This window comes from Pseudomonas sp. DTU12.1 (assembly GCF_009873475.1).
Taxonomy (GTDB): Bacteria; Pseudomonadota; Gammaproteobacteria; order Pseudomonadales; family Pseudomonadaceae; genus Aquipseudomonas; species Aquipseudomonas proteolytica.
On sequence record NZ_CP045254.1, the window covers coordinates 649082 to 666682 of the forward strand.

Here is a 17601-nt window from a genome sequence, read left to right on the forward strand (position 1 = left end):
GGATAGCGTTCACGGCACCGATGACTGAGGCTGTGCCCAAGCGGATTGACCTGATTCAGTTGCCACCCCCTGGTGCTTCGCCTTTGGGCGCCGGACGAGGGGCCTATAGCGGTGACAGGCTCTCTCTCAACTTCCAGGACATCGAGGTCCGCGCAGTCCTGCAGCAGATTGCCGACGTGGCTGGCCTGAACCTGGTGGCCGGTGATGATGTGCAGGGCTCGATCACCCTGCGGCTCAAGGACGTGCCCTGGGATCAGGCCCTGGACCTGGTGCTGCAAGCCAAGGGGCTCGACAAGCGGGTGACGGCCAATGTGCTGCTGGTGGCGCCGGCTGAGGAACTGGCCGCCCGTGAGCTGCTGGCCTTGGAGTCGCGCAAGCTGATGACCGAGCTGGCGCCCTTGCGGCGGGAGCTGCTGCAAGTCAATTACGCCAAGGCGGCCGAGTTGGCCAAGCTGTTCCAGTCGGTGAGCGGGCCTGAGGGTGTGGCCGATGAGCGTGGTTCGGTGACGGTAGATGACCGTACCAACAACATCATTGCCTACCAGACGGGGGAGCGCCTGGAGGAGCTGCGGCGCATCGTCAATCAATTGGATATCCCGGTGCGCCAGGTGATGATCGAGGCGCGGATAGTCGAGGCCAATGTCGACTATGACAAAAGCGTGGGCGTGCGCTGGGGTGGGTTGTTGCGCAATAAAGGTCATTGGAGCGGGGGTGGGGTTGGTAAAAGCCCGTCCGGCGAGGGCGAGCCGCCCGATAGCTCGCCGTTCGTTGACCTGGGCGTGGTCAACGCAAGCTCTGGTCTGGGCATCGCGTTTATCACCGATAACGTGCTGCTGGACCTGGAACTCACAGCCATGGAAAAAGGCGGCAATGGCGAGGTGATCTCCCAGCCCAAGGTGGTCACTTCCAACAAGGAGACCGCGCGGATTCTCAAGGGCACCGAGATCCCCTACCAGGAAGCCACTGCCGAGGGTGCGACGTCGGTGTCGTTCAAGGAGGCCTCGCTTTCTTTGGAGGTGACGCCGCAAATCACCCCGGATGACCAGGTCATCATGGAGGTCCGGGTGACCAAGGATGAGCCGGACTACCTGAACAAACTCAACGATGTGCCGCCGATCAAGAAGAACGAGGTCACGGCCAAGGTTCTGGTCAGGGACGGCGAGACCATCGTCCTGGGCGGGGTTTTCTCCAAAAACCAAAGCAAGGTGGTAGATAAAGTGCCATTTTTGGGCGATGTGCCGTATCTTGGCCGCCTTTTCCGGCGTGATGTCGTTGCCCAAAGAAAATCCGAGCTGCTGGTATTCCTGACTCCGCGTATTATGAATAACCAGGCGATTGCTGTGAGTCGTTGATTCTGTGCGAAATTTGATTCTTGTAGGGCCGATGGGGGCTGGAAAAAGCACCATCGGCCGTTTGCTGGCCAAAGAGCTGCGCCTGCCATTCAAAGACTCCGATAAGGAAATTGAATTGCGCACGGGCGCCAATATCCCGTGGATCTTCGATAAGGAAGGCGAACTGGGCTTTCGTGACCGCGAGCAGGCGATGATTGCCGAACTGTGCGGCTGCGATGGCGTGGTATTGGCCACCGGCGGCGGTGCGGTGATGCGCGAGGAAAACCGGCGGGCGCTGCATGCCGGCGGTCGGGTGGTCTATTTGCATGCGTCGGTCGAGCAGCAAGTCGGGCGCACCGCACGTGATCGCAACCGGCCATTGCTGCGCACCGCCAACCCCGAGAAAACCCTGCGGGACTTGCTGACGCTGCGCGATCCGCTTTATCGGGAAATCGCCGATCTGGTGGTGGAAACCGATGAACGGCCGCCGCGCATGGTCGTAATCGACATTCTCGAGCGCTTGCAGCAACTTGCGCCCCGTTAAAGCCAGGGCCGAAATGCGCTATCCTCGGCAACGCGTTGCAACCGTCCGAGGTGTGGCGTAGAGCCATCAGGCAGCGTCCGATCTCGACGGTGCCGACAACGTTAATACAGGGCAGGACGCCTGCTTCCATCTTCAGCGCGGGGACACATGCAGACACTTAAGGTCGATCTTGGCGAGCGTAGCTACCCGATCCATATTGGCGAAGGTTTGTTGGACCAGCCCGAGTTGCTCGCACCGCATATTGCCGGGCGACAAGTGGCGATCATCTCCAACGAGACAGTGGCGCCGCTCTACCTTGAGCGTCTGAGTCGCAGCCTGGCAGCGTATTCGGTGATTTCGGTGATTCTTCCCGACGGCGAAGCGTTCAAGAACTGGGAAACCCTGCAACGGATCTTTGACGGACTGCTCACCGCGCGCCATGACCGGCGTACCACGGTGGTCGCCCTTGGCGGCGGCGTGATCGGCGACATGGCCGGTTTTGCGGCCGCGTGCTACCAGCGTGGCGTGGACTTTATCCAGGTGCCGACCACCCTGCTGTCCCAGGTCGACTCGTCGGTGGGCGGCAAGACCGGCATCAACCATCCCCTGGGCAAGAACATGGTCGGCGCGTTCTACCAGCCTAATGCCGTGCTGATCGATACTGCTACCCTCAATACCTTGCCGCCCCGCGAGCTGTCAGCGGGCCTGGCGGAAGTCATCAAGTACGGGTTGATCTGTGACGAGCCGTTCCTGACCTGGCTTGAAGAACACGTCGATGCCTTGCGCAACCTGGACCAGGTGGCGCTGACCGAGGCTATCTCCCGCTCCTGCGCGGCCAAGGCCCTGGTGGTCAATGCCGACGAGCGTGAGTCGGGCGTGCGCGCCACCTTGAACCTGGGCCACACCTTCGGCCATGCGATTGAAACCCACATGGGCTATGGTGTCTGGTTGCATGGCGAGGCTGTAGCGGCTGGCACAGTGATGGCGTTGGAGATGTCGCAACGCCTGGGCTGGATCAGTGTCCAAGAGCGTGACCGCGGTATCCGCCTGTTCCAGCGCGCCGGGTTGCCGGTCATTCCTCCCGAGGAAATGACCGAGGCTGACTTCCTCGAACATATGGCGATAGACAAGAAAGTGATCGATGGTCGTTTGCGTCTGGTGCTGTTGCGCCGAATGGGCGAAGCGGTAGTGACCGACGATTATCCGAAAGAGATTCTACAGGCCACGCTGGGAGCGGATTACCGCGCCCTGGCCCAGCTGAAAGGTTAACCAGATCCCGATGACTAGTTTGCATGCCGACGAGGCTTTCCTCGGCCATTACCAGTTGAGCCATGACCCTTTTGCGCCACGGGTCCCCGGTTTCAAGTTTTTCCCTGCACAGCGCAAGCCGGTGCTTGGGCAGTTGCACCACCTGGCGCGCTACAGCCAGTTGCTGCTGGTGGTCACCGGCCCCTTGGGCAGCGGCAAGACCCTGCTGCGCCAGGCGCTGGTGGCCAGCACCAACAAGCAATCGGTGCAGAGCGTGGTGGTTTCCGCCCGTGGCGCCGGCGATGCGGCAGGCGTGTTGCGCCAGGTTGCCCAGGCGCTGGACGTGGCCAATGCCGAGCCGACTGCGATTCTCAAGCAAGTCGTGCAACTGGGGCTGACCGGCCAGGAAGTCTACCTGCTGGTGGACGACGCCGAGCAGCTCGACGAGTCTGCCCTCGAAGCCTTGCTGGCGCTGGCGGCGGGTACGCCGGAAGGTCGTCCCCATGTGTTCCTGTTCGGTGAGGCCTCGCTGATTGCCGATCTTGAGCAGCTCAGTGGCGAGCAAGAGCTGTTTCACGTCATCGAATTGCAGCCCTACGAAGAAGAAGAAACCCGCGAGTACCTGGCCCAGCGCCTTGAAGGTGCTGGCCAGGGCATCGAACTTTTCTCCGCCCAGCAGATCTCTGATATTCACGAAAGCTCCGACGGCTGGCCTGGCACCATCAACCAGGTGGCCCGGGATGCGATGATTGAAGCAATGATTGCCAGCCGCTCTGCGGTTAAGCGTCCAAAGATGGGGTTCACCATGCCGAAGAAACACGTACTGGCGATTTCTGCTGTTGTCGTGGTTGCCGTTGCCGCCGCCTGGCTGATTCCTGGCCGCAGCAAGGCCCCGACCGCTCCGGGCGCACCCACCGAGCAGGCCCAATTGCCACTGGGCAAGCCCACGACCAATGGCGCACCAGCCGTTGAGTTTGCCGGGTCCGGCCAGCCTACCAACCTGCCGATGGTCGGCCAGCCGGTCATGCGTGGCCCGCTGGCAGAAGAAGCCGGTGCCATTTCCGAAGGCGATGACGGTGTGCCGGTAGAAGGCTCCAGCGCCACGCCACCAACCGTTACCACCGTGGCTCCACCACCGGGCGCAACAGCCAGCGCTGCACCTGTGCCTGCGGCCACGCCAACGCCTGCCCCGACCCAGGTCGCCACCGCCAAGCCAGCCCCGGCGCCAGTGGTCAAGCCGACGCCAGCCCCTGCGGCCAAGCCAGCGCCTGTCGCCAAGCCTGCTGAAAAACCGGTGACCGTGGCCAAGGCCGCTGCCGGCAGTGGCTGGTACGGTAGCCAGCCGGCCAAGAACTACGTGGTGCAGATCCTCGGCACCAGCTCCGAAGCCAACGCCCAGGCGTTCGTGAAAGAGCAGGGCGGCGAGTACCGTTATTTCAAGAAAGTGCTCAACGGCAAGCCTCTCTACGTGATCACCTACGGTAGTTTCGCGAGCCGCGCGGCAGCCGATTCCGCGATCAAGGCCTTGCCAGCGAAGGTTCAGGCTGGTAAACCTTGGCCTCGCACTGTTGCCAGCGTTCAACAAGAACTCGCAACAACTCGCTGAAGATCCGGCGACCTTACCCAGGTCGCCCTCCCAGCACCTCAAAAAAAACGACAACAGCGTGCAGCCCTGAAGGCCGCGCGCTTTGTGGTGTCTGCGTCACAGTAGCTTTTGAGTAGCGGCGGTCGAAATTAAAAAAGTTTTGACTAGCACAGCATATCGCTTTAAACCTTTCATAAATGCGACATAGATTTGCGACAGTTCGTCGCCAAATTTGTGGGCGTCTGTGTCGGTGTGTACAATGACCTCCCTTTTGCCCCCGCTAAGCCGGCGTACGTTCGGCGTGGAAGGTAACCGGTTGAATTGAAAAGAAATTTGCCTCGAAATAAGAGGCAGCCTGGTGAGAAAGTGTCTATGAAAGCAGGTCTGTACCAACCCGATGAATTCAAGGATAACTGTGGTTTCGGCCTGATAGCCCATATGCAGGGCGAACCCAGTCATACCCTTCTGCAAACGGCCATCGAGGCCCTGACCTGCATGACCCACCGCGGTGGGATCAACGCTGACGGCAAGACCGGTGACGGTTGCGGCTTGCTGATTCAAAAGCCCGACCAGTTCCTGCGCGCTGTCGCCAAGGAAACCTTCGGCGCCGATCTGCCCAAGCAATACGCCGTGGGCATGGTGTTCTTCAATCAGGACCCGGTCAAAGCCGAGGCCGCTCGCGAGAACATGAACCGCGAGATCCTCGCCGCTGGCCTGCAACTGGTTGGCTGGCGCAAAGTGCCAATCGATACCAGTGTGCTCGGCCGCCTGGCCCACGAGCGCCTGCCGCAGATCGAACAAGTGTTCATCGCAGGCGACGGCCTGAGCGACCAGGACATGGCGATCAAGCTGTTCACCTCCCGTCGTCGCTCGTCCGTGGCCAACGCCCTGGACACTGATCACTACATCTGCAGCTTTTCCCACAAGACCATCATTTACAAAGGCCTGATGATGCCGGCGGACTTGACCGCCTTCTATCCAGACCTGAGCGATGAGCGCCTGCAAACCGCGATCTGCGTGTTCCACCAGCGCTTCTCCACCAATACCCTGCCGAAATGGCCGCTGGCCCAGCCATTCCGCTTCCTCGCCCACAACGGCGAGATCAACACCATCACCGGCAACCGCAACTGGGCCGTGGCCCGTCGCACCAAGTTCGCCAACGACTTGATGGACCTCGAAGAGCTCGGCCCGCTGGTCAACCGTGTGGGTTCCGACTCCTCGAGCATGGACAACATGCTGGAACTGATGGTCACCGGCGGCATCGACCTGTTCCGTGGCGTGCGCATGATCATTCCGCCAGCGTGGCAGAACGTCGAGACCATGGACCCGGACCTGCGGGCGTTCTATGAGTACAACTCGATGCACATGGAACCGTGGGACGGCCCGGCCGGCGTGGTCATGACCGACGGCCGCTACGCGGTGTGCCTGCTTGACCGCAACGGCCTGCGCCCGGCGCGTTGGGTGACCACCACCAACGGCTTCATCACCCTGGCCTCGGAAGTTGGCGTGTGGAACTACCAGCCTGAAGACGTGATCGCCAAAGGTCGTGTCGGCCCTGGCCAGATCCTTGCCGTGGACACCGAAACCGGGCAGATCCTCGACACCGACGCCATCGACAACCGCTTGAAGTCGCGCCACCCGTACAAGCAATGGCTGCGCAAGAACGCCCTGCGCATCCAGGCGACCATGGAAGACAACGACCACGGTTCGGCCTTCTACGACGTCGACCAGCTCAAGCAGTACATGAAGATGTACCAGGTCACGTTCGAAGAGCGCGACCAGGTCCTGCGTCCGCTCGGCGAGCAAGGCTACGAGGCGGTTGGCTCCATGGGCGACGACACGCCAATGGCCGTGCTGTCCCAGCGTGTGCGCACGCCATACGACTATTTCCGCCAGCAGTTCGCCCAGGTGACCAACCCGCCGATCGACCCGCTGCGTGAAGCCATCGTGATGTCCCTGGAAGTGTGCCTCGGTGCCGAGCGCAATATCTTCCAGGAATCGCCAGAGCACGCCTCACGCGTGATCCTCAGTTCGCCGGTCATTTCCCCGGCCAAGTGGCGCTCGCTGATGACCCTGGAGCGCCCAGGCTTTGACCGCCAGATCATCGACCTGAACTACGACGAGAGCCTCGGCCTGGAAGCCGCGGTGCGCAACGTCGCCGATCAGGCTGAAGAAGCCGTGCGCGCCGGTCGCACGCAGATCGTGCTGACCGACCGCCATATCGCCCCGGGCAAGCTGCCGATCCACGCATCCCTGGCCACCGGCGCGGTGCACCACCGCCTGACCGAAAAAGGCCTGCGCTGCGACTCCAACATCCTCGTCGAGACCGCCACCGCCCGCGACCCGCATCACTTTGCGGTGCTGATCGGCTTTGGCGCCTCGGCGGTGTATCCGTTCCTGGCGTACGAAGTACTGGGCGACCTGATTCGTACCGGCGAAGTGCTGGGCGATCTGTACGAAGTATTCAAGAACTACCGCAAAGGCATCACCAAGGGCCTGCTGAAGATCCTGTCGAAGATGGGCATCTCCACTGTCACGTCCTATCGCGGTGCGCAACTGTTCGAAGCTATCGGCTTGTCCGAAGAAGTCTGCGAGCTGAGCTTCCGTGGCGTGCCGAGCCGCATCAAGGGGGCGCGTTTCGTCGATATCGAAGCCGAACAGAAAGCCCTGGCGGCCGAAGCCTGGAGCGCGCGCAAGCCGATCCAGCAAGGTGGCCTGCTCAAGTTCGTGCACGGTGGCGAATACCACGCGTACAACCCGGATGTGGTCAACACCCTGCAAGCCGCTGTGCAGCAGGGCGACTACGCCAAGTTCAAGGAATACACCGCGCTGGTGGATACCCGCCCGGTGTCGATGATCCGCGACCTGTTTCAGGTGAAGACCCTGGACACGCCGATGGACATCGCCGAAGTCGAGCCGCTGGAATCGATCCTCAAGCGCTTTGACTCCGCCGGTATTTCCCTGGGTGCCTTGTCGCCCGAGGCCCACGAAGCCCTGGCCGAAGCCATGAACCGCCTGGGTGCGCGTTCCAACTCCGGCGAAGGCGGCGAAGACCCGGCGCGCTACGGCACCATCAAGAGCTCGAAAATCAAGCAGGTCGCCACTGGCCGTTTCGGGGTGACCCCGGAATACCTGGTCAACGCCGAAGTGCTGCAGATCAAGGTGGCCCAGGGCGCCAAGCCCGGTGAAGGCGGGCAACTGCCGGGCGGCAAGGTCAACGGCCTGATCGCCAAGCTGCGTTACGCAGTGCCAGGCGTGACCCTGATTTCGCCACCGCCGCACCACGACATCTATTCGATTGAAGACTTGTCGCAGCTGATTTTCGACCTCAAGCAAGTCAACCCGCAGGCCCTGGTCTCGGTGAAACTGGTGGCGGAAGCCGGCGTGGGCACCATCGCCGCTGGCGTGGCCAAGGCCTATGCCGACCTGATCACCATCTCCGGCTATGACGGCGGCACCGGCGCATCGCCGCTGACCTCCATCAAGTACGCCGGTGCACCGTGGGAGCTGGGCCTGGCCGAGACTCACCAGACCCTGCGTGGCAACGACCTGCGCGGCAAAGTCCGGGTGCAGACCGACGGCGGCCTGAAAACCGGCCTCGACGTAATCAAGGCCGCAATCCTCGGCGCCGAAAGCTTTGGCTTCGGTACCGCGCCAATGATCGCCCTGGGCTGCAAATACCTGCGCATCTGCCACCTGAACAACTGCGCCACCGGCGTGGCGACGCAGAACGAGAAGCTGCGCAAGGATCACTACATCGGCACCGTCGACATGGTGGTGAATTTCTTCACCTACGTCGCCGAAGAGACCCGTGAGTGGCTGGCCAAGCTCGGCGTGCGCTCCCTGGAAGAGCTGATCGGCCGTACCGATCTGCTGGACATTCTCCAGGGCCAGACCGCCAAGCAGCACCACCTGGACCTGACGCCGCTGTTGGGCAGCGATCACATCCCGGCAGACAAGCCACAGTTCTGCCAGGTAGAGCGCAACCCGCCGTTCGACAAAGGCCTGTTGGCCGAGAAGATGGTCGATATGGCCGGCTCCTCGATCAATGACGCCAGCGGTGGCGAGTTCGCCCTGGATATCTGCAACTGCGACCGTTCCATCGGTGCGCGGATCTCTGGCGAAATCGCGCGCAAGCACGGCAACCAGGGCATGGCCAAGGCGCCGATCACTTTCCGCTTCAAGGGCACGGCCGGCCAGAGCTTTGGCGTGTGGAACGCCGGCGGCCTGCACATGTACCTCGAAGGCGACGCCAACGACTACGTGGGCAAGGGCATGACTGGCGGCAAGCTGGTGATCGTTCCGCCAGCGGGTAGCGTCTACAAGACCCAGGACAGTGCCATTATCGGCAACACCTGCTTGTACGGCGCCACCGGTGGCAAGCTGTTCGCTGCCGGCACTGCCGGTGAGCGTTTCGCCGTGCGTAACTCCGGTGCCCACACCGTGGTCGAAGGCACTGGCGATCACTGCTGCGAGTACATGACCGGGGGCTTTGTCGCGGTACTGGGCAAGACCGGTTACAACTTCGGTTCGGGCATGACCGGCGGTTTCGCCTACGTGTTGGACCAGGACAACACCTTCGTCGACAAGGTCAACCACGAGTTGGTCGAGATCCAGCGGATCAGCGGCGAAGCCATGGAGTCCTACCGGAACCACTTGCAGCACGTGCTGGACGAGTACGTCGAGGAGACCGGCAGCGAATGGGGTCGTAACCTCGCCGAGAACCTCGATGATTACCTGCGTCGTTTCTGGCTGGTCAAGCCCAAGGCTGCCAACCTGAAATCGTTGCTTTCCAGCATCCGTGCCAACCCGCAGTGATATGCGCCTGAAGAGTTTGATGAGGTTTTAACATGGCTGAACGTCTGAATAACGACTTCCAGTTCATCGATGTCGGGCGCAAAGATCCGAAGAAGAAACTGTTGCGTCAACGCAAGAAAGAGTTCGTGGAAATCTACGAGCCCTTCAAACCCCAGCACTCGGCCGACCAGGCCCACCGCTGCCTGGGTTGCGGTAACCCGTATTGCGAGTGGAAGTGCCCGGTGCACAACTTCATTCCCAACTGGCTCAAGCTGGTAGCCGAGGGCAATATCCTCGCCGCCGCCGAGCTGTCGCACCAGACCAACACCCTGCCGGAAGTCTGCGGCCGGGTGTGCCCCCAGGATCGTCTGTGCGAGGGTGCCTGCACCCTCAACGACGGTTTTGGCGCGGTGACCATCGGTTCGGTGGAGAAGTACATCACCGACACCGCGTTCGCCATGGGCTGGCGCCCGGACATGTCCAAGGTCAAGCCGACCGGCAAGCGTGTCGCCATCATCGGCGCAGGCCCGGCGGGCCTGGGCTGTGCCGACGTGCTGGTACGCGGCGGCGTGACCCCGGTGGTGTTCGACAAGAACCCGGAAATCGGTGGTCTGCTGACCTTCGGCATCCCCGAGTTCAAGCTGGAAAAGACCGTGCTGAGCAATCGCCGCGAAGTCTTCACCGGCATGGGCATCGAGTTCCGCCTGAACACCGAGATCGGCAAAGACGTGACCATGGAGCAGTTGCTCGAAGAATACGATGCGGTATTCATGGGCATGGGCACCTACACCTACATGAAGGGCGGCTTTGCCGGTGAGGACCTGCCGGGCGTGTATGACGCGCTCGACTTCCTGATCGCCAACGTCAACCGCAACCTGGGCTTTGAAAAGTCGCCGGAAGATTTCGTCGACATGAAAGGCAAGAAGGTCGTGGTACTGGGCGGTGGCGACACCGCGATGGACTGTAACCGCACGTCGATCCGCCAGGGCGCCAAGTCGGTGACCTGTGCCTATCGTCGTGACGAAGCCAACATGCCCGGCTCGCGCAAAGAGGTGAAGAACGCCAAGGAAGAAGGCGTGAAATTCCTCTACAACCGCCAGCCGATCGCCATTGTGGGTGAAGATCGCGTCGAAGGCGTGAAGGTGGTCGAGACCCGTCTCGGCGAGCCGGACGCCCGTGGCCGCCGCAGCCCCGAGCCGATCCCGGGTTCCGAAGAGATCATCCCGGCCGACGCCGTGGTCATCGCTTTCGGTTTCCGTCCAAGCCCGGCGCCGTGGTTCGAGCAGTTCCAGATCCAGACCGACAGCCAGGGCCGCGTCGTAGCCCCGGAACAAGGCCAGTACAAGCACCAGACCAGCAACCCGAAAATCTTCGCCGGTGGCGACATGGTGCGCGGTTCGGACCTGGTAGTAACCGCGATCTTCGAAGGCCGCAACGCCGCCGAAGGCATCCTGGACTACTTGCAGGTCTAATACGGGTCCCCTGCTGTAACGGGATCAAAAATGTGGGAGCGGGCTTGCTCGCGAATGCGCTGTATCAGTCACTAAATATGTCGACTGAGCCACCGCATTCGCGAGCAAGCCCGCTCCCACATTTGTTTTGCAGCGCTCTCATGTCCGCGACAAATTGACCCGATAGACAAAAGGCTGACCTGCAACCGTGCCTTTTGCGTCCGGCTCTGAGAAAATGCCCGCACTTTTTTTGCGGATGCCGACATGACTGCCCTCAAGAACGACCGTTTCCTTCGTGCCCTGCTCAAGCAACCTGTAGACGTCACCCCGGTGTGGATGATGCGTCAAGCCGGTCGCTACCTGCCGGAATACCGCGCCAGCCGCGCCAATGCGGGCGATTTCATGAGCCTGTGCATGAATCCGGAGTTCGCCTGCGAAGTCACGATGCAGCCGCTGGACCGCTATCCACAACTGGATGCGGCCATCCTCTTCTCCGATATCCTGACCATCCCCGACGCCATGGGCCAAGGCCTGTACTTTGAAACCGGCGAAGGCCCGCGCTTCAAGAAAGTGGTCAGCACCCTGGCCGATATCGAAGCCCTGCCGATCCCGGATCCCCACAAAGACCTCGGTTATGTGATGGACGCCGTCAGCACCATCCGCCGTGAGCTCAATGGCCGCGTACCGTTGATCGGCTTCTCCGGCAGCCCGTGGACCCTGGCCACCTATATGGTCGAAGGCGGTTCGTCGAAAGACTTCCGCAAGACCAAGGCCATGCTCTACGACAACCCACAAGCCATGCACCTGCTGCTGGACAAGCTGGCGCAGTCGGTCATTTCCTACCTCAACGGTCAGATCATGGCCGGTGCGCAAGCGGTGCAGATCTTCGACACCTGGGGTGGCAACCTGTCGGCGGCGGCGTACCAGGAGTTCTCCCTGGCCTACATGCGCAAAATCGTCAGCGGCCTGATCCGCGAACACGAAGGCCGCAAAGTGCCGGTGATCATGTTCACCAAGGGCGGCGGCCTGTGGCTGGAAAGCATTGCCGACGCCGGTGCCGACGCACTGGGCCTGGACTGGACCTGCGACCTGGGCGAAGCCCGTCGCCGTGTGGGCAACCAAGTGGCCCTGCAAGGCAACATGGACCCGACCGTGCTCTACGCCAAGCCCGAAGCCATCCGTACCGAAGTAGGTCGCATCCTCGCCAGCTACGGCAAGGGCAGTGGCCACGTGTTCAACCTTGGCCACGGCATCACCCCGGAAGTGAACCCGGAGCATGCAGGCGCGTTCCTGCGGGCGGTGCATGAGTTGTCGGCGCAGTATCACGAGTGATTTCAGCTCATAAAAAACGCCCGGCTTAGGCTGGGCGTTTTTTTGGGCCCGAAACAGACGTAAGGTGCTAGTAAAGTCCTTCATATAGGACTTATTCTGCTTTTTATTTAAAAAAGTCCAATATGGGTGACATCATGCTGCTGGCGAATCCACCTCAACTTGGCGAAAGGATACGCCAGTTACGTCGCGCCAAAGGTTACAGCCAGGCGCAACTGGCGGATCGGGCCAAGTGCAATCGCAAGACCATCATTGATCTGGAAGCGGGTGAGAACGTTGCGATGTACACGGTATTCCGGGTGATCTCGGCACTTGGGATGGCATTGGAAGTCGTCGACAAACGCATAGATCTCAAATCCCTGGCGGACCTGGTAGAGCACGATGAGTAGAGTCAAGTTACTCAATGTCGTTACCCCGCAGGGGCGTTCGGGCGAGTTGTCCAAGGGCTCTCAGTTCTCGTTTGCGTACGCATCTGCCGATACCGAGCGCGAGGTGTCGCTGGTCATGCCTTATGACCCGACGCCTGCGGTCAGCAACGTGTTGCATCCGATTTTTGATATGAACGTGCCGGAAGGTTTTCTCGCCGATCAGATAAAGCGCCGTATGGCCAGGCACATTCAGGTAGATGAGATGCGCCTGCTATCGGTTATTGGCGGGAACCAGATCGGGCGCCTGACCTATCAGAACCCCGTCGAAGCGTCGGCTGCCGTGCGTGCCCAGGTAGGGCTAGGCCAAATTCTTTCGGCTGACAGTACCCAGGACATCTTTGCGTTTTTGGTGCAGACCTATTTCGAGTCGGGTATTTCCGGCGTGCAGCCCAAAGTGTTGGTGCCTGATCTGGACAAGCTGGCCGGTGGCCGTAAAACCCTGCTCAGTTCCGACCTGATCGTAAAGTCCGGTGCCGATGAATACGCTCATCTGGCCCAGAATGAATTCCTCTGCATGGAAGCCGCGCGCATTGCGGGGCTGGAAACACCGCCATTCTGGTTGTCCGAAGCAGGCGATCTGTTTGTCATGGAACGCTTTGACCTGACACCGTCTGGGCGACTGGGTTTTGAAGACATGGCGGTGCTTTTGGGCCTCAACAAAGACCCCCATGACAATTACAAGTATTCCCAGAGCTACGAAACCCTGGCTACGGTCATTGACCATGTCTGTGCCCATGGCGAGCCGCTGCGCGAGCTTGAGCGGTTTTTCTCTTCCGTCTGCCTGTCAGTGATGGTGCGCAATGGCGATGCGCACTTGAAGAACTTCGGGGTGCTCTATACCCATCCTGGCGCGCGTGAAACGGTGCGGTTGGCGCCGGTGTTTGATGTGACTACCACCACGGTGTATGAACACTACAACCCCAAGTCCGGACGCTCATTGGTTGATCGCACGTTGGCAATCAAGATGAACAAGGTGAAGACCTACCCGGATCGCCAGCAACTGATGGAGTTCGGTCGTAAACACTGTGCCGTGGAAAAGCCAGGGATAATCATCGAGCGAATCGCAGAGGCCATGTCCGAGGCGCTCGTCACCCATCAAGCCCGAATCGACGTTGAGCTGTTTTCGGCGATGCAGGCCGAATGGGATGCGGGGCGTGCCATTGCGTGTCATGACTCGTTGGTGGGCGGTATGAAACGAAAACCTGTGGTGAAAAAAACGCGGTAACGCGGTTTTTCTGACTGACGATTAATGCCGAAATCCAAGCAGACAGGGCCATTGTGGCGAGCGGGCTTGCCCCGCGCTGGGCTGCGAAGCAGCTCCAATAAGCCGCTACGGAGTATCTGATACACCGCATTCGGCTTACTGGGGCTGCTTCGCAGCCCAGCGCGGGACAAGCCCGCTCGCCACAGGGGTAGTTCGTCAGTGCCGGAATGTTGTGTAGATACCGATGGCCAGCCCGCTCCTACCGTTTGAGGGGCGCCAACTTCGCCAGCTTCAACGCCACCAGCAGCGCAACGATCAACAGCGCAACGATAAACCCGCCAATCCCGTTCCACCCCCCGTAGTGCCAGAAAACACCCCCCGCTGTACCGGCAATACTCGACCCCGCGTAGTAGCTGAACAGGTACAGCGACGACGCCTGCCCCTTGGCTTTCAGCGCCCGTCGGCCAATCCAGCTGCTGGCCACCGAATGGGCGCCGAAGAAGCCGAAGGTGAAGACCAACATGCCGATGATGATCAGTGGCAGCGGGCTGAACAGGGTCAGGGTGATGCCGGCGAGCATCAGCACGATAGTGGCCCACAACATGCGGCGCCGGCCCAGGCGGTCGGCCAGCGAGCCGATCTTCGCCGAGCTGTAGATGCCCGACAGGTACACCACTGACAACAGGCCGACCACCGCCTGGCTCATGTCATAAGGGGCGGCCAGCAAGCGGTAGCCGATGTAGTTGAACAGCGTGACGAAGGCGCCCATCAGTACGAAGGCTTCGAGAAACAGCCACGGCAGGCCCGCATCCTTGAAGTGCATGACAAAGCCGTTGATCAGGTTGCGCGGCTTGAGGCTGCTGGCGCGGAAGTTGCGCGACTCGGGGAGGATCTTCCAGAACACGGTTGCCGCAATCAGTGCCAGTGCGCCGATGATCAACATCGCGGTGTGCCAACTGACGAAATCGATCAGCACGCCGGTGATCAGGCGCCCGCTCATGCCCCCAATCGCATTGCCGCCGATATACAGGCCCATGGCCAGGCCGATGTGCTGCGGATGGATCTCTTCGCTGAGGTAGGTCATGGCCACGGCCGCCAAGCCACTAAGGGACAGGCCCAGCAGCGCACGCAGTAACAGGATGCCTTCCCAGGTCGGCATCAGGCCGCTGGCGATGGTGCATACCGCCGCGCAGAACAGCGAGGTGACCATCACTGGCTTGCGCCCCAGGCGGTCGGAAATCGGTCCGGTGATCAACAGGCCAAAAGCGAGCATCGCCGTGGAGACAGAGAGGATGAGGCTGCTTTGCGCGGCATTGATGGAAAACTCGTGGGACAACGCCGGCATCATCGGCTGCACGCAATACAGCAGGGCAAAGGTGGCAAACCCGCCGGAAAACAGGGCCAGCACCGTGCGCATGAACATCGGCGTATCTTTTTCGATGTACACATCGTTGAGTTGCGCCACCACCTCGTCGAGGGCGGTGGGTGGCAGTTCCTGGGCGAGTGGAGCAACAGCAGATTTCACGCGGGACCTCGGTGGCAAAGGCTGCCAGGGCTGGCAATGAAAAAAGAATATAGCTGGCTAATGATTCTTTCCAATATATTGTTCGACCTGTTTGATAGCTTTTACGACCTAATGAGGTTTTCATGGAATTGCGCCACTTGCGCTACTTCATCGCCGTGGCTGAAGAGCTGCATTTCGGCCGGGCTGCCCAGGTATTAGGCATCTCCCAGCCGCCGTTGAGCCAGCAGATACAGGCCCTGGAACAGGAGGTCGGCGCCCGCTTGTTTGAACGTACCAATCGTCGGGTCGAGCTGAGTGAGGCTGGCCGCTTGTTCCTCACAGAAGCCCGCCTGGTACTGGCCCAGGTCGACAAGGCCGCAGACGTGGCGCGCCGTGCGCAGTTGGGGGAATTGGGCGAATTGAAGATCGGCTTCACCTCTTCGGCGCCATTCAACTCCAGCATCCCACAGGCGATTTTTGCTTTTCGCCAGGCCTTCCCGGCGGTGCACCTGAACCTGCAGGAAATGAGCAGCACCGAGGTGGCGGGGGCACTGGTGGACGAGTCGATCCAGGTCGGCCTGATGCGCCCGCTGCCCTTGCCGGACTCATTGAGTGTCGTGGAGTTGATGCGCGAGCCCCTGGTGGCGGTGCTGAGTGCCGGCCATCCGTTGGCCCAAGGCAGCGAGCGGGGCCTGCACCTGACGCAGTTGGCTGACGAACCTTTTGTGTTTTTCCCACGGGCCTACGGCAGTGGTTTATATGCGCAACTGATCAACCTGGCCCGCGATGCCGGCTTCAGCCCGTACTTCGCACAAGAGGCCGGCGAAGCCATGACCATCATCGGCCTGGTGGCGGCGGGGTTGGGGGTGTCGGTGTTGCCGGCCTCGTACCAGCGCATCCGCATCGACGGCGTGGTCTACCGCACCTTGCTCGACCCGGAGGCAGTGACGGCGGTGTGGCTGGTGCAGCGCAAGGACCAGCAGTCGCCCATGGCCAAGGCGTTTGTCGAGCTGCTGACGCGCAAGGCGTTGGTGTAGCGGCGGTCACATATCAGGTAACGGAACCGGTTTAGTGATTTGCTTTGGCGTTGCGCAAAATCGTTTCTTTTTCACTGAGTGACATGGATGACACTTCTCTACCAACCCAAAGAAGGCAGTGTGTTGATTTGTGATTTTCGAGGTTATGAGGTGCCGGAAATCATCAAGATCAGACCTGTCATTGTGATACGCAGGCACAGGACCAATAGGCTGTTGGTAACGGTTGTGCCCCTAAGTACCACGCCGGCGCAGACGGTACTCGCACACCACTTGCAGCTTGAAAGCCATTTACAGGGCGCAAACCCAGTGTGCTGGGCGAAATGCGACATCGTTGCCACCGTCAGCCTTGGACGACTTGACCGAATCAAGAGTAAGGATCGGCATGGTAAACGAACTTACAAAATCGACGAACTTTCCAGCGAGCAGTTTTTGGCTGTAAAGGCGGCGGTGCGTGGCGCACTTGGCCTTTGACGAATCGGTTAGCTGACAGGAGGCGTTTTGCCACGGATTGTCCTATCCGGCTTTTCAGGCATACTGCCCCAGTTCCCGAAAGGGGCTTGTGAGACTCTGAGGATCCTGGAAATCCAGCTATCGCAGAGCCGGGCAGGACAAAGGCGATGACAAGCCAGCCTGCTTGTGAAGAGGGCGCCGAAAGGCGCCCTTTGTCGTTTCTGGTGTTAGGTGGATGCTGGCTTGCCAGGCGCCACTCAGTTCTGCTTCGACGTCCCCGTCTCCTTGAACAACTGCGCCGCCGTACCCGCTTGCGCCGCGCCGTTTGTGCGCAGCCCGGCCATGATGTCGCGGTCGAGCATGCTCACCCAGCGGTTGTAGTTGCGATGAATCTTGCCGTCCTTGTAGCCCAGTTCCTGGCTGTCACGGTAGGTGATGGCGTAGCTGGTGCCGGTATAGCGGATGTCGATCTCGGCGTAGTAGCGGTTGCGCACGTTGATCTGGGCCTGGATCAGGCGTGGGTCGGCGCGCTGGACGGTCCAGTTGCGCTTGTCCAGGGCGGTGAGGATGCTCTGTTTCATTTTCTCTTCGCTGACCCGCTCGTTGGCGGCGAGCGCGTGCTGGGTGTTGAGCACCGGTTTGCTGGTACAGCCGGCGGCGGTCAGCAGGGTCAGGGCGATGAGGGTGGCGCGTAGCAACGAAGACATTCCGTTC

The 17601-nt window shown here is 60.7% G+C and carries 13 protein-coding genes; 11 read left to right on the top strand and 2 right to left on the bottom strand.

Annotation, left to right across the window (positions count from 1 at the left end):
• Positions 1–20 precede the first annotated feature (20 nt).
• The 9 genes from GDV60_RS02850 (at position 21) to GDV60_RS02890 (ending at position 13917) form a co-directional block, all read left to right on the top strand.
• Entirely contained in the window at positions 21–1352 is a 1332-nt protein-coding gene (locus GDV60_RS02850; protein WP_092232908.1) for a type IV pilus secretin PilQ, read from the top strand.
• 4 nt (positions 1353–1356) lie between these two features.
• On the top strand, positions 1357–1875 hold the full coding sequence (gene aroK / locus GDV60_RS02855; protein ID WP_029296072.1) for a shikimate kinase AroK: 519 nt from the start codon (positions 1357–1359) through the stop codon (positions 1873–1875).
• Positions 1876–2022: 147 nt separating this feature from the next.
• Entirely contained in the window at positions 2023–3123 is a 1101-nt protein-coding gene (gene aroB, locus GDV60_RS02860) for a 3-dehydroquinate synthase (RefSeq protein ID WP_092232911.1), read from the top strand.
• Positions 3124–3133: 10 nt separating this feature from the next.
• Positions 3134–4708, top strand: coding sequence for an SPOR domain-containing protein (locus tag GDV60_RS02865; protein ID WP_104911419.1), 1575 nt, complete (start codon positions 3134–3136; stop codon positions 4706–4708).
• Between the two features lie 351 nt (positions 4709–5059).
• Positions 5060–9505 carry a glutamate synthase large subunit gene (gene gltB, locus GDV60_RS02870; RefSeq protein WP_159906212.1) on the top strand — a complete coding sequence of 1482 codons (4446 nt, stop codon included), beginning with the start codon at positions 5060–5062 and terminating at the stop codon, positions 9503–9505.
• Between the two features lie 32 nt (positions 9506–9537).
• Complete coding sequence (locus tag GDV60_RS02875; RefSeq protein WP_010213750.1) at positions 9538–10956, top strand: FAD-dependent oxidoreductase; 1419 nt, start codon at positions 9538–9540, stop codon at positions 10954–10956.
• 243 nt (positions 10957–11199) lie between these two features.
• The gene (gene hemE / locus GDV60_RS02880) at positions 11200–12267 is read left to right on the top strand and encodes a uroporphyrinogen decarboxylase (protein WP_029296084.1); all 1068 of its coding nucleotides are present in this window, start codon (positions 11200–11202) and stop codon (positions 12265–12267) included.
• A gap of 122 nt (positions 12268–12389) precedes the next feature.
• Positions 12390–12653 carry a helix-turn-helix transcriptional regulator gene (locus tag GDV60_RS02885; protein ID WP_224791169.1) on the top strand — a complete coding sequence of 88 codons (264 nt, stop codon included), beginning with the start codon at positions 12390–12392 and terminating at the stop codon, positions 12651–12653.
• A complete protein-coding gene (locus GDV60_RS02890; RefSeq protein WP_159906214.1) occupies positions 12646–13917 on the top strand; it encodes a type II toxin-antitoxin system HipA family toxin in 1272 nt (423 codons plus the stop codon). The genes GDV60_RS02885 and GDV60_RS02890 overlap by 8 nt, the downstream gene beginning before the upstream one ends.
• Before the next feature lie 238 nt (positions 13918–14155).
• On the opposite strand, the gene GDV60_RS02895 is transcribed toward GDV60_RS02890, so the two are convergent.
• Positions 14156–15388 (bottom strand): MFS transporter, encoded by a 1233-nt coding sequence (locus GDV60_RS02895; protein ID WP_240160215.1) that lies wholly within the window; start codon positions 15386–15388, stop codon positions 14156–14158.
• Between the two features lie 155 nt (positions 15389–15543).
• Between GDV60_RS02895 and GDV60_RS02900 the strand changes: the two genes are divergently transcribed.
• Positions 15544–16437, top strand: a complete 894-nt coding sequence (locus GDV60_RS02900) for a LysR family transcriptional regulator (RefSeq protein WP_029296092.1) — start codon at positions 15544–15546, stop codon at positions 16435–16437.
• Between the two features lie 87 nt (positions 16438–16524).
• On the top strand, positions 16525–16908 hold the full coding sequence (locus tag GDV60_RS02905) for a type II toxin-antitoxin system PemK/MazF family toxin (RefSeq protein WP_159906216.1): 384 nt from the start codon (positions 16525–16527) through the stop codon (positions 16906–16908).
• A gap of 236 nt (positions 16909–17144) precedes the next feature.
• Here the strand turns inward: GDV60_RS02905 and GDV60_RS02910 are convergent, their stop codons facing one another.
• Positions 17145–17594 carry a hypothetical protein gene (locus tag GDV60_RS02910; protein WP_159906218.1) on the bottom strand — a complete coding sequence of 150 codons (450 nt, stop codon included), beginning with the start codon at positions 17592–17594 and terminating at the stop codon, positions 17145–17147.
• Positions 17595–17601 lie beyond the last annotated feature (7 nt).

Bases quoted from the DNA above. Each gene is read 5' to 3' on its own strand.
- GDV60_RS02850 (WP_092232908.1), top strand. From the start codon at position 21: ATGACTGAGGCTGTGCCCAAGCGGATTGACCTGATTCAGTTGCCACCC.
- aroB (WP_092232911.1), top strand. From the start codon at position 2,023: ATGCAGACACTTAAGGTCGATCTTGGCGAGCGTAGCTACCCGATCCAT.
- GDV60_RS02865 (WP_104911419.1), top strand. From the start codon at position 3,134: ATGACTAGTTTGCATGCCGACGAGGCTTTCCTCGGCCATTACCAGTTG.
- gltB (WP_159906212.1), top strand. From the start codon at position 5,060: ATGAAAGCAGGTCTGTACCAACCCGATGAATTCAAGGATAACTGTGGT.
- GDV60_RS02875 (WP_010213750.1), top strand. From the start codon at position 9,538: ATGGCTGAACGTCTGAATAACGACTTCCAGTTCATCGATGTCGGGCGC.
- hemE (WP_029296084.1), top strand. From the start codon at position 11,200: ATGACTGCCCTCAAGAACGACCGTTTCCTTCGTGCCCTGCTCAAGCAA.
- GDV60_RS02885 (WP_224791169.1), top strand. From the start codon at position 12,390: ATGGGTGACATCATGCTGCTGGCGAATCCACCTCAACTTGGCGAAAGG.
- GDV60_RS02890 (WP_159906214.1), top strand. From the start codon at position 12,646: ATGAGTAGAGTCAAGTTACTCAATGTCGTTACCCCGCAGGGGCGTTCG.
- GDV60_RS02900 (WP_029296092.1), top strand. From the start codon at position 15,544: ATGGAATTGCGCCACTTGCGCTACTTCATCGCCGTGGCTGAAGAGCTG.
- GDV60_RS02905 (WP_159906216.1), top strand. From the start codon at position 16,525: ATGACACTTCTCTACCAACCCAAAGAAGGCAGTGTGTTGATTTGTGAT.
- GDV60_RS02910 (WP_159906218.1), bottom strand. From the start codon at position 17,594: ATGTCTTCGTTGCTACGCGCCACCCTCATCGCCCTGACCCTGCTGACC.